This is a genomic window from Paenibacillus sp. GCM10027626 (genome assembly GCF_042676285.1).
GTDB lineage: Bacteria > Bacillota > Bacilli > Paenibacillales > Paenibacillaceae > Paenibacillus_Z.
In genome coordinates this window covers 57,494-69,737 of sequence record NZ_JBHTHC010000006.1, presented here as the reverse complement: position 1 = coordinate 69,737, position 12,244 = coordinate 57,494, and the positions used below count along the sequence as shown (strand labels likewise).

Here is a 12,244-nt window from a genome sequence, read left to right as displayed (position 1 = left end):
CCCGCAGCTTAATTGAATGTCGATAATGTACAATTATTTTTTCTAAACATGAGCATTTTCGCTTGCGAATAAAGAGGATTAATTCAATAGGAGAAACACGCAGTGCAAAGACTGCATGCGCTTTCTATTGTACTCTTAATACAAGAAAGACTAAAGTATTCTAGCGAAAGCGACTAGGTTCGTCATAATGATACACAATACTATAACATTAAGGATGCGAATGTAAACTTAATTAAAACTTTTTACCCTAATGGCGCAATAGATATGTCAACGGAGCCTACGGAGGTGAGTTATCTTTCCCTCGGGGATGTGCCGATCCTTCTTATGCCTGGAGAACTCTTTCCTGAACTGGCGAAAGGAGGCTTTGCCGAGGCGGGGCTGGCGGCGGCGCCGGAGAAGCGGAACCCGAGGACGCTGCAGGAAATTGCCGGAAGAGACGATCTCCTTATTTTCGGGCTCGCCAACGATATGATCGGCTATATCGTTCCTCCCAACGATTTCTTCGTACATCCCTCCCGCCCCTATGCGGAAAGAGGCGTGGACGCCTTCGGAAGAAGCCATTATGAGGAAACCAATTCCATGGGACCGGATACAGCCGTGTCTGTGGCGGCGGCCGCCGAGAGGCTTTTTGAGTGCGTAAGGAATGGCGAGCGGTAGGCAGCGAAATTATTTGGCGGATGGCGGTCTTGGACGCTTGCACCAGCGCCTTTTTCATCCCGTGCAACCGACGGCAGCGAAGTTTTTCGGAGCTCCTGGCAGCCGCAAAACTTCGCTTCGCCCGTCTGACAGCCGGAGGCTAGTCGCGTTCATCGCCGGATTTGCCATGCTCTCGCGCATGCCGGCCGCAATGTGCGGCATTAGAAGCTTTAGTTGCCGAATGCGATCCAGTCCGTCCCTTCAACATGGCCGGTTCCGTCCGTTACCCGATACCAGCCCATTACGACTTTACCGTTTGCCGGTTCCGGTTTCGTATTGTAAACCGCATCTCCTTTCGACCATACGCCCCCGGCGGGCACGCTCTTCTTCACGAACCGGTTGTTGATCATGATTTGCTCCGTATTGGGATTGTACACGATCTTTCCAGCGGTTTGATTATCATTCACATACACCGGATATTGCGTGCTGTCGACCTGGATGGAGCTTTCCACGGCGGAAGTGAGCGTATTTCTTGTAACATGAACATTTCGGCAGTAATCCACGTGGATGTCCGCTGTTACCATATTAGTAAGATGGTTGCCGTCAATGATCGTATTGTTCTGATTCCAGCCGATGCTGATCCCTTTGCACTGTACGTTCGTACCGACGTAATGGCCGATCGTGTTATGCTGGATCAAACAGTGAGCGGAGGTACCCGGAGCGCTCATATTTTCCGCCCGAATGCCCGCAAGGGCGTTGCTCTCGGTCAAAGCGATCCAGTTGTTGCTTATGGTCAATCCGCCCTCGGTCTGCATATAATAGATGCCGTATTTGCCGCAATAATCGAGGTCGCATTCTTTGATCGCGCCATAAAGACATCGGGACCAGTTCACGCCAATATCGAAGCCGAACGTAAGCGTCTTCGTAATGTTGACGTCCTCCGGACGGTGCTCCGTATTTCCCGGCGCATAGTCAAAAGCCGAATCCACATAAATGGCGGTGGAATCCCCGCTCTTTTGGATCGATCCGCTTCCTCGAATGATTTGGCAGCTGTCGATCACGTTTTTGACCGACTGTCCGATTAGTTTGATGCCGTCCCACACCTCATTCATGTAACAGCCGTAAACTCTCGAATGCCACAAACCGCGCAAACTCATTCCCGTCCCGTAATAAGCGATGTAAATATTGGAGAACGTAATCCCCGTCGTCCGCTGAAGCGTTTGTGCGCCGGGCACAACAATCGCCGTATAATCCGCCGCTTCATCGCCGAGTATCGCAAACTTCTCCACCACGATCGGCGACAGGCCGTTCGAGAGGTCGAACGACAAGCAATCGCAGGCATGGCCGTGCAGCTTCGAAGCGTAACCATCCCCGCAGACGGACGTCAATTCGGGCACCCGGATCGGGGAAGTGACTTTGTAAAGGCCCTCCGGAATGTACACTGTCCCGTTTTTCGCGGCATTCATGCATTTCTGGATCGCCTGCGTGTCATCCGCAACGTCGTCGCCTTTTGCGCCGAACCATTTAATATTGAGCGCACCTTCGAACACACGCTTGAAACGGGCGCCTGAAGCCGACACCAGCACAGTCCCCGTGTTGTCCGCCGTTTCCGCATCCGCTTTGTCATACCGGAAAACTCCTTCTTGCCCTTGGTCTTTGACGTAAAATAAAGTTTTTACCGGCGGATTCTTGACGATGGCGCGCAATTCGGCAATGGTAACGATCCGAATTTGATTGGCGCCAAGCGCCTTTTCTATCATGTGCTCGATGTCGCCGGACGATTTCCCGGACACATCTTCACCAACAAGATCGCTGGCATGGGCAGTGCGGAGCAAGCCTCCGGAAGCGGCGACAACCCCCGCCATGCCCAGAGATGCGAGAAATTTTCTTCTGCTGACAACCTTTTTTTCTTCTTGATTCGTTTCGGTTGACATTTCGATCGTCTCCTTTGTTTTAAGATCACGTTTTCATCGCTATCAAATGAAGGAAACATCATGATGCGCTGCAGCGGCCGGAAAATCTGATGCTCTCAAGGTTTTCGCATACTTGGCGCAGTCTTTGCATGAGGAGAGCGCATCGTCGGCCGGCAATGGGGGGGATTAGCCCTTAACGCTTCCAAGCACGATTCCGCTCATAAAATACCGTTGCAAAAATGGGTAAACCAAAAGAATCGGAAGCGCCCCGATAAAGATTTGCGCCGCTTTGTTCGTTCTGTTGGACACCTCCTGCATCAGCGCGGTATCCTGTATAGTCATCATTTTCTGCAGCCCCTCTTGCACGATGACGGTTTGCAAATAGCTTTGCAAAGGGTAATGCTCGGTCCGGTTCATCAAAATAATCCCGTCAAACCAGCTGTTCCAATGGCCTACCGCAGTGAACAGAATCAGCGTAGCGATGGCCGGCATGGAAAGCGGTACGAATATTTTCCACAGCGCATACCAATGGCCGGCCCCGTCGATAAATGCCGCCTCTTCGATTTCCTTGGGAAGGTTCCGGAAGAAATTGAACAGCAAAATGACATTGAACACCGACACGGCTCCCGGCAAAATCAGCGCGAAAATGCTGTCCAGCAGCCCGGTCATTTTAATTACCATGTACCATGGAATCAAGCCGCCGCCGAACAGGATCGTGATCATAAAAAAGGTGATGTACCCTTTGCGGAAAGACAGCGTGCGTTCATCCTTGGAAAGCGGGTAGGCAATTAATAGCGTTAAAAAAATGTCCAGCGGCACGCCGATAAGCACTCTTTGTAACGAGACGCCCATCGAACGAAGAAACTCCGGTTTATTTGCCACGAACTGATAGGCCTTGAACGTGAGATCTACGGGCAAAAATGTGACGTAGCCTGCTGCCGCTGCCGGTCCGCTGCTCAGCGAAATAGCCAATAAGTGAACCATCGGCAGCAGGCAAAGCAGCGCGAAGCCTATGAGAATGGCATAGTTGAGGATGGGAAACACCATCCTGCCAAAAGTTAATGGTTTATTCATAGATTTCCTCCGTAAAGGTCATAGCACCCGATACCCCGCATACTTGTCCGCTAATTTGTACGAAACCATAATGAGCACCACGGATACGACGGACTTAAACAGGCCGACTGCGGCCGCCAAGCTGTATTGGGTATCGATCAAGCCCATTCTGTACACCATCGTATCGATAATATCGCCAGTGCTGTACACGAGAGGGTTGTAAAGATTGTACACCTGGTCGAAGCCGGCGTTCAGAATGCTGCCCAGACTCAAAACGGTGAGCAGCATAACGATCGGCGTAATGCCGGGCAGTGTAACGTGCCAGGTCTGCTTCCAACGGTTCGCGCCGTCCATAATGGCGGCTTCATACAGCGTAGGATCGATCCCCGTCAAAGCGGCAAGATAAATAATGGTGCCGAAGCCGGCATCTTTCCAGACGTTCGTGACGACAAGCAAATACGGAAAAATCTTCTCGTTGCCCAGAAAAAAAACCGGCTGCGCCCCGAAAAGGCCCAAGAACTGATTGACGATCCCGCCTGCAGGCGACAAAATGTCGATCAGGATGCCGGCAAGGAGCACCCAGGACAAGAAATATGGAAGATAAATAATCGTTTGGATGCTTCGTTTCATGTACCTGGACTTTAACTCGTTCAGCAGCAGCGCCAAAATGACGGGAACGATCAGCCCGGCCGCGATCTTCATAAACGCGATGAACACCGTATTCCAGACGACCTGGCGCACATCGGGAATTTGCAGGATAAACTGGAAATTGTCGAAACCGATCCATTGAGATTTAAAGAAGCCTTTGATGGGGTTAAATCTTTGAAATGCCATGATGATGCCTATCATGGGACCGTAGCTGAAGATGAGCAGCAGAACGATACCCGGTACCATCATCAGATGCAAGGGCGCCTCTCTTGCCCATCTTTTTCGTTTTTGGAATACAGCCTCCATGGCCACTCCTCCATGTCAGCCCCCGCCCGGCAAAGAAAAGGAAGCTGGCGGAGCCAATCTCCTTCCCTTGAGCGGAGCTGTTTTTATTTATTTTTGTACCAATCGTTCACTTCCTTGGTGATTTCGTCGCCGCCCAGTTGCTTCCATTGCGCAACGAATTTGTCGAAGTCGTCGACTGGCGCCTTGCCCATAATGATCTTCAGGAAGGTTTCCGTCTGAATCTTCGCTAGCGTAGCCGTCTTGTCGATCATTGTTTGCGTGGGAGCGCCGTAAAACTCGTTGAACATCGTCAGATTGTTTCTGTCGATTTCCTCCAGGATTGATTGCGAGCCGTTCGGGCCGAATACCGCCGCGTAGCCCCAGTCTTTAACCGATCCGCCCTGATAAGCGATCACATGGTCATAGTTCGCCTTGTCGGTACTATTCAATCCGGACGGATCCCGGCTCTCCAGCGCAGCCTTCACCGCTTGGTAGCTTTCCAGGTTTTGCTTCGGTTTCCAAACGCGAAACATGGACATTTTGAAAACTTCCTTGCCTTCCGTCGTAGTGCCGAATTTATAGTTGTCGGCATTTGGGCCAACGGTGTTTTCCACCCAAAGGTTGAGCATTTTGATCAGCGCTTCGGGATGCTCGAAATCTTTGCTGACCACATGGAAGTTCGAGACCGGAGACGAAACCAGGGACAACACCGGCTTTTCGTCCGAGGAAACCGGCGCGACCGGAATCCAGTCAGCGGGATCATTCGGATTTTCCTTGCTCGAATTCAGCGGAAAAATGGAGTTCCACATGGCGCCAAATTGCATTCCGACTTTCCCGGCGGTCGTAGATTCGGCTACCTTGTTTACATCTTTCACGCCGAATTCTCGGTCGATCAAACCTTTGGCGTACATCTCATGCAAAAACGCCAGCGCTTGTTTTACTTCGGGCTGGATCGTCCCGTTCACCAAATTGCCTGAGGCGTCCTTGATCCACCCGTTCGGGTAGGCGTGGAAAGCATAGAAGATTGGAGCGATGTCCGAAACGCCGATGGCCGATCCGCCGACAGCATCTTTATTGATAGCAATACCGAACGTATCCGCCTTGCCGTTGCCGTCAGGATCTTGTGTGACGAAAGCCTCCGCGGTCTTCATCACATCATCCAGCGTCTTCGGGACCGGCAGGTTTAATTTGTCTAGCCAATCCTTGCGGACCCACAATACCAGGGCGCCGTCCAGCATCGATGCCGTCTCCGGGATGCCGACCAGCTTGCCGCCGATCTTACCTGTGCCGAGCATTAAACCGCCGTCCCCTTCAATGACGCTTTTTGTGAGCGGTGAAGCGTACTTTTCGTAGACATCCGTTAGATCGGCCAGCATATCATTATCAGCAAGCAGCTTCAAATTTTTCATATCCACATCGAACACGTCGGGCAGTTCACCCGAAGAGATGGCAACGCCAAATTTTTGCTGGTACTGCTCGCTGGGAACGACCCAATCGTACTTCAGCTTGATGCCGAGCGTGTCTTCATACGCTTTCGTCCACACATTGTTGTCGATCGTTTCTTCCGGGCCGTACTTATAAGCGGGTCCGAGATCAGCCCGGAAGCTGGTCACCGTAATCGCCGGGTCATATTTTCCCAGAGGACCGCCAGTTTCCGATAGTGCGGCGGATGGTGAACCCTCGCCGGGGTCGGGCTTTCCGGAATCGGATTCAGATGCTTCCCCCGGCGGATCCGTCGCCGTCTTGGAGCTGCACGCTGCCGATGCGGCCACCAAAGAACTCAGCAGGACGAATGAAGCAAATTTAAAGATTTTTCTGTGTTTCATACAAGCCTCCCTTTTCATTGTATAGTGTGGTATCGAGTTGATTATATCCGGGAATGAAAGCGTTTTACACAAAACAATTTTTACTTTTGAGCGTTTTATTTACGTCCTCGCCATGCTCTCCCGGTATTCCTGAGGGGTCATATTCGTCGCCTTTTTGAAAATCTTGGCGAAGTATGCTGGGGAATCAAGCCCGACAGCGGCGGAAATTTCGTAGATTTTCATCTGACTTTCACCCAGGAGCGCCTTGGCCTTGTTTAACCGGACCTGCTGCACATAGTCCGTAATGTTGATGCCGGTGATCTGTTTGAACAACCGGGACAGGTAAGCCGGATTGAAATGAGCCAGTTCCCCCAATTTCACAAGCGAGATATCTTCGCCAATATGGTCATAAATATACTGCTGCAGCTGCATGACCGTGTTCTTCTCTTGCATTTCCTGTTCCTGCTCCTGCAGCATAAAGAGATCCCCCGAAATCATTCGCAGATAGTCCGCCGCTTCGTCCCAGCTCCGGAAATCCGCCACGCTTGTAAGCTTATAAAGATTCGCATGAAACGAGCTTTCGGCAGCCAGACCCCACCGGTTGATATACGACAGCAGCTTCAGAGAGAGCGAAAAATAAATTTCCAGCGCCGGAATGCTCTGCATATCGCGAAATCCGCTCAAAGGTACGGCAATCTCGGAAAACAACTCGAAGTACTCCTGCTTCTGCCCCCGCTCCAGACAGCTTTCCAATTGGTCAATCTTATTAAGCAGCGCCTTGCCGTTTCCGCTCTTCAAATATAATTCCGCTCCCGCATCCCGATTACCGTCGCCAGGCTCCTTCGCGGTCAGGATCATCCCGCTTTTTGAGCCGATCCGATAATTCAGCAGCTGTTTGAGCGAATAATATTTCCCGGAGACCTGCTCCCAGACGCAGCTCTCCTTGGCGACCACAAAAGACAGCCCCGCCTGCAAAGATTCCATACAAGCTCTCTGGGCCGTTTCGAGCATCTCCCTGACAAAAAGGACCATTCTTTCCCGCGCGGTTTGCAGATCGGCCGGCTGGATCAGCCATATGAAATAAGAGTCTTCAAAATAAGCGAAGGCGGAATGAATGGAGCCGAACAAGTAGAGCTCCACCAGGTTTTTTACGGAATAAACAAGCCGGTTTTTCTCCGTCTGGTCCAGGTCCTTGGACACGTTGTCCAATCTTCCGAGCAGGACCAACAGCGGGGAATCCGCTTGCAGGGGAATTTCCACCTCGTCCAGCTGCTGCTGCGTAACCGGGAGGACAGATTTCTCCCCTCTCAGCAGCGCAGTCAGGTATTCCCGCTGCATAAGCGGGAGCGCTCTGCCGACCTGCTGCCTGACCTTGTTCATCAATTCGGCGTTGCTGCAGCTTTGGTCCAGCTCCTTAACGGCCTTTTCCACCGCGCCGACGATAACGGAATCTTCCTCCGTTTTCAGCAGGTAGCTGACGCCTTCATGCTGAATCGCCGTGTATACGTATTCGAAATGGTTATAGCCGGTCAAAAAGATCACCCGGCAGTGCGGCCAGCTTTTCTTGATATTTTCCAGCAGCATCATACCGTCCATCTCCGGCATATGAATATCGGTCAGCACAATGTCGATTTTTGCGCGATTCAGCCACCCGATCGCCTGCTCTCCCGTATACGCCTTGTATAAATCCAGCTCCAAGTGCGTTAATCCGCCAAAAAGCCGGTAAAGCCAATCCACAATCAACGGCTCATCATCCACGATCAACAATTTGTACATCATGTTGCCGCCCTTCTTTCCATGGGATTCTGATGACGGCCTTTAGGCCGCCCAATTCGCTTCGCGAGAACGACAGGCCGCTTCTGCCGCCGAACCGGTATTGAAGCCGCCGGTGGATATTTTGGATGCCGGTCGTTTCCACTTCATCAAAGCCTGCCTTCTCGATAAGAGATTGCTGCATTCTGTCCAACTCCTCGTCGCTTACTCGGGTTCCGTTATCCTCTACGATAATGCCAAGCGCTTCCTCAGCCCTAAGGAAGGAAACCGATAAAATCCCTCCGGCGGCTTTCCGCTCTATTCCGTGCACGATTGCGTTTTCGACGATCGGCTGAAGGATCAGACGGGGAACCCGGATCAAGCGGCATTCGTCCGGCGGAGTTCCGAACTCGAGACTCATTCGGCTAGCAAAACGCATACTCATAATTTCCGTATAGATCCGCGCATGATCGATTTCCTTATCCAGCGCCACCTCTTCCCCGGCGTTCCGGGTAATAAATTTCAGATAACGTCCAAGCAGCAGCGAGAAACGGGCGGCATTCTCCTGATCCTCGTCAATAACCATGCGGTGCAGGATAAAGTAACTATTGTACAGAAAATGGGGCACGATCTGCGTCTGAAGCTGCTTGAGCTGCGCGTTCTGGGTAAGAATTTTCTGCTGGTACACCTGTTGGATGAGCGCGGCGAGTCTGGCCATCATCTGGTTGAACGCCGTGTAAAGATACCTGAATTCGTCCCGGGTTTTATGCGTGATGGAGAAGTTCAAGTCCCCCTTTTCCACTTTGCGGAAAGATTTCACCAGCGTGGAAAGCGGTTTGTAGATCAACCGATAGGTGAATAACGAATAAAGGACGATCAGCAGGACAGACGTAACCGTAAACACCCAAAACCAGTTGAAATACCGCTGCAAATGAGTCAAAACGCCTTGTTCCGGGATGTACTTGGCCAAGGCGATTCCCAGATAGTCGGAGCTTGTATAAGCCGACCAATACGACTTATCCTTGATTTCGTTTACCATGGACCCGTTTTTTTCCGTTAAGACCGCCTCGTTCACAAGCTCCGCCATTTTCTCGTTTTGTTCCTTGTTGCTGGCGCTGAATAATTGGAGGCCGTTTTTGAGATCGATCATAACGGCTCCTCCGTCGCTGTAATCATTGAATTGCTTCAACGCTTGTTCCAGGGCATGAAGGTCGAATTCAACGGAAAGAATGAAAGACGCGTGCTTTCGGACCACGTCTTTGGATTCAAGGAAGGTGCTGGCCAGGCTGGAGACGCTCATAAATAGGCGATTTTGCCAATAAACCGTCTGCGCTTCCGGGGAATGACGGGAATTCAAATCCAGGATCCGGAACTCTTCATCGGGAATTGAGCTTTTGTACGTCCCGGAAGAAACTACCCTGTCAAGCGACACAATGTAAGCGCTTGTATTTTTAATGTACGAGCTGCTGCTCGCAATCGCCAGCAGCCGCTGCTGCAGTTGGAGAATGGATACGGATTTGTCGAAATCGTCCAGCGATTCAGGGACATTGGCAAGCTGCTGCAAATTGATGTCGTCCGTTGCGTAATACAGCAGCAGTTTGATCCGCTGAATTTCTTTTTCCAGACTTTCGACGTAAAAGTTCACCTGGGAGAGCATCGTATGGGAAATATCCTGCTTTTGCGTCTCGATGGCCCAGCGATACATTTCGATGCTGAGTACATACAGCGGGGAAATAATCAAAAGGAACGTCAAGACCAGCCGGCCGAAAATGGACTTGTTCCGGTTTCGGAGAAGAAAAACTTTGATTGCAGTCATTTTTACACCTTCCCGACAATAGTAGATCTGCTATGCTGACTCCTTTATTTCGCCGCCTCGACGGTATTCCCTCTTATCCAGCAAGAAATAACGGTCAGGGAAGAACGGATTGACGGACCGTTGACAGTCCATGCGAGTTAGAAAAATAGCTGGAATGCTTTATTCGCCCTCCTTGTAAAAGATGCAAAAAAACCTTCAAATCCCGTTCACTTGTCTACATTCCCGCAGGCCAGCCCCATGAACAGACCGGACGTTCTCCGCGAGACTTTCGCGCGGCAGGCTCAAGTAAGTCGTAACAGCAGCCTTTATGCGGGTACTTGCACAAAACGGGCCATATCATGTAAAATACTGAATAAACGTTCAGTATTTGTGCGAGGTGTTTGCAATGAATAAAAAGAAGCTGCAAAGCGAACAAACAAAGAAAAAGGTTGCCGATGCAGCTCGCGCCTTGTTCATCCAAAAAGGCTATAAAGCTACATCGATTGAAGATATTGTCAAAGCGACCGGCTGCAGCGCCGGCAATATTTATTACCATTTTCAAAGCAAAGAAGGGCTTTTCCTTTATCTGATTGAAGAGTGGAATCGGGAATGGGAGGAGACGTGGGTCCGGCAAGAACCGATTTATACGACAACTATCGATAAGCTGCGAGGGCTGGGCGAGCATCTTGCGCATGATCAATTGAATCATCCGCTCACGAAAGCTGCCGACGAATTTTTTAACAACGCCGAAAAAGCATCCGCTGCCGAAGAGCGTATGACCGAAATGGTTAACGGGTATCTTGATTTTAACCGGCAATTGCTGCAGCAGGGGGTAGAGCGCGGCGAGTTTGAACAAAAGGATACGGCATCGCTGGCTATTATTTTGGATAGCCTGTTGGTTGGCTTAAGTCAGCACTCCCGCAAATTGACCATCGATGAAACGCTGGCGCTATACCGCCTGGCTATGGATGTCTTCCTGTATGGCATCGTTAGAGCGCCAGGTTAACTTTTTTCGCAAACAAATTAGAATAAATATTCAGTATTTTGTTTTTGGATTTGGAGGAAGTCTATATGTCTTTACTGCTTAAAAACCGGGGCGCAATGCTGCTCCTTATGCTTAATCTTTTTTTAGTGTTCACCGGCATCGGGCTGGTCATTCCGATTTTGCCCAAATTTATGGAGGAGCTTGGCGTTACTGGCAGCATCGTCGGCTTGCTAGTTGCCGCCTTTGCCTTTACACAGCTTATTTTCTCGCCGATCGCCGGCCGCTTGTCCGATTCCTTCGGGCGCAAACGGATGATCGTTTTGGGAATGCTCGTGTTTGCCTTGTCAGAATGGCTGTTCGGCATCGCCACCTCTCCTGTCCTGCTGTTCGTATCCAGAATGCTCGGCGGTGTGAGCGGCGCACTCATTATGCCTGCGGTCATGGCCTACTCGGCTGACGTGACGAAAAAAGAGGAACGGGCAACCGGCATGGGCTTTATTAACGCCTCCATTACGACCGGTTTTATTATCGGGCCCGGCATCGGCGGCTATATTGCTGAATTTGGCCTGCGCGTTCCGTTCTATTCCGCGGCTGTCGCCGGGCTGCTGGCAGCGGCCGTTACAGCGATTGTGCTGCCGGAATCGGTGCGTGTAACAGAAGAAGAAGAAGAAAAAGAAGAGGGGGACGAAAACACTGCTCCGACGTCTGATGCGCCGGCCAAACGCGGCTTTTTCTCCCAGCTGCTGTACTCCTACCGCGAGCCCTACTTTTTGAGCCTTATTATCGTATTTGTCATGTCCTTCGGACTGGCGAATTACGAGACATTGTTCGGCCTGTTTGTAGATCATAAATTCGGCTTTACCACAAAGGACATCGCCTTTATCATTACCTTCGGCTCGATTGCCGGGGCTGTGATCCAGGTAACAGCGTTTGGCTGGATTATGAGCCGGTTTGGAGAAACGAGAGTCATCTTTACTTCCCTGCTCTCCGCTAGTGTGTTCGTTCTCTTGACGCTATTCGTGCATAAATATTGGCTTATCTTTGCTGTTACCTTTCTCGTCTTCTTAGCCACCGATATATTGCGGCCCGCAATCAGCACCCAGATGTCGATGCTGGCCAAAGAGCAGCAAGGCTATGTCGCCGGCCTCAATTCAGCGTTTACAAGCCTTGGCAACATCGTCGGCCCGATCGTCGCCGGATTTTTGTTCGATATTAACATTAATTACCCTTATGCGCTGGCAGCGCTCATACTTCTGCTCGGTTCCGCGCTAGTGCTTCGTGCCAGCAGCAAAACAGCTAAACGCAGAGCCACTGTCCCTTCGGCCGAATGAAAAAGATCCGCCCAGCCAGCTTACAGCTGCTTTGGGCGGAT

General features: G+C 50.9%; 9 protein-coding genes. 3 read left to right on the top strand and 6 right to left on the bottom strand.

Annotated elements, in window-relative coordinates:
• Nucleotides 1-285 precede the first annotated feature (285 nt).
• Nucleotides 286-657, top strand: a complete 372-nt coding sequence (locus ACFQ0N_RS13415; protein WP_379326802.1) for a hypothetical protein — start codon at nt 286-288, stop codon at nt 655-657.
• A 209-nt stretch (nt 658-866) separates the two neighbouring features.
• Here ACFQ0N_RS13415 and ACFQ0N_RS13410 read toward each other — a convergent pair whose 3' ends face one another.
• From ACFQ0N_RS13410 to ACFQ0N_RS13385, 6 genes are all read right to left on the bottom strand, one after another.
• Nucleotides 867-2,570, bottom strand: coding sequence for a glycosyl hydrolase family 28-related protein (locus ACFQ0N_RS13410; protein WP_379326800.1), 1,704 nt, complete (start codon nt 2,568-2,570; stop codon nt 867-869).
• Nucleotides 2,571-2,735: 165 nt separating this feature from the next.
• Nucleotides 2,736-3,623 carry a carbohydrate ABC transporter permease gene (locus ACFQ0N_RS13405; protein ID WP_379326798.1) on the bottom strand — a complete coding sequence of 296 codons (888 nt, stop codon included), beginning with the start codon at nt 3,621-3,623 and terminating at the stop codon, nt 2,736-2,738.
• Nucleotides 3,624-3,641: 18 nt separating this feature from the next.
• A complete protein-coding gene (locus ACFQ0N_RS13400) occupies nt 3,642-4,556 on the bottom strand; it encodes an ABC transporter permease (protein WP_379326796.1) in 915 nt (304 codons plus the stop codon).
• An 83-nt stretch (nt 4,557-4,639) separates the two neighbouring features.
• A complete protein-coding gene (locus ACFQ0N_RS13395; protein ID WP_379326794.1) occupies nt 4,640-6,361 on the bottom strand; it encodes an extracellular solute-binding protein in 1,722 nt (573 codons plus the stop codon).
• 99 nt (nt 6,362-6,460) lie between these two features.
• The gene (locus ACFQ0N_RS13390; RefSeq protein WP_379326792.1) at nt 6,461-8,119 is read right to left on the bottom strand and encodes a response regulator transcription factor; all 1,659 of its coding nucleotides are present in this window, start codon (nt 8,117-8,119) and stop codon (nt 6,461-6,463) included.
• Entirely contained in the window at nt 8,091-9,908 is a 1,818-nt protein-coding gene (locus ACFQ0N_RS13385; RefSeq protein ID WP_379326790.1) for a sensor histidine kinase, read from the bottom strand. The genes ACFQ0N_RS13390 and ACFQ0N_RS13385 overlap by 29 nt, the downstream gene beginning before the upstream one ends.
• Before the next feature lie 385 nt (nt 9,909-10,293).
• On the opposite strand from ACFQ0N_RS13385, the gene ACFQ0N_RS13380 reads away from it, so the two are divergent.
• Nucleotides 10,294-10,893 carry a TetR/AcrR family transcriptional regulator gene (locus ACFQ0N_RS13380; RefSeq protein WP_379326788.1) on the top strand — a complete coding sequence of 200 codons (600 nt, stop codon included), beginning with the start codon at nt 10,294-10,296 and terminating at the stop codon, nt 10,891-10,893.
• A gap of 65 nt (nt 10,894-10,958) precedes the next feature.
• The gene (locus tag ACFQ0N_RS13375) at nt 10,959-12,203 is read left to right on the top strand and encodes an MFS transporter (protein WP_379326786.1); all 1,245 of its coding nucleotides are present in this window, start codon (nt 10,959-10,961) and stop codon (nt 12,201-12,203) included.
• The last annotated feature ends 41 nt before the right edge of the window (nt 12,204-12,244 follow it).

What these genes read in the sequence shown, in the direction of transcription:
- ACFQ0N_RS13375 (WP_379326786.1), top strand. Translation starts at nt 10,959, where the DNA reads ATGTCTTTACTGCTTAAAAACCGGGGCGCAATGCTGCTCCTTATGCTT.
- ACFQ0N_RS13405 (WP_379326798.1), bottom strand. Translation starts at nt 3,623, where the DNA reads ATGAATAAACCATTAACTTTTGGCAGGATGGTGTTTCCCATCCTCAAC.
- ACFQ0N_RS13400 (WP_379326796.1), bottom strand. Translation starts at nt 4,556, where the DNA reads ATGGAGGCTGTATTCCAAAAACGAAAAAGATGGGCAAGAGAGGCGCCC.
- ACFQ0N_RS13385 (WP_379326790.1), bottom strand. Translation starts at nt 9,908, where the DNA reads ATGACTGCAATCAAAGTTTTTCTTCTCCGAAACCGGAACAAGTCCATT.
- ACFQ0N_RS13380 (WP_379326788.1), top strand. Translation starts at nt 10,294, where the DNA reads ATGAATAAAAAGAAGCTGCAAAGCGAACAAACAAAGAAAAAGGTTGCC.
- ACFQ0N_RS13410 (WP_379326800.1), bottom strand. Translation starts at nt 2,570, where the DNA reads ATGTCAACCGAAACGAATCAAGAAGAAAAAAAGGTTGTCAGCAGAAGA.
- ACFQ0N_RS13395 (WP_379326794.1), bottom strand. Translation starts at nt 6,361, where the DNA reads ATGAAACACAGAAAAATCTTTAAATTTGCTTCATTCGTCCTGCTGAGT.
- ACFQ0N_RS13390 (WP_379326792.1), bottom strand. Translation starts at nt 8,119, where the DNA reads ATGATGTACAAATTGTTGATCGTGGATGATGAGCCGTTGATTGTGGAT.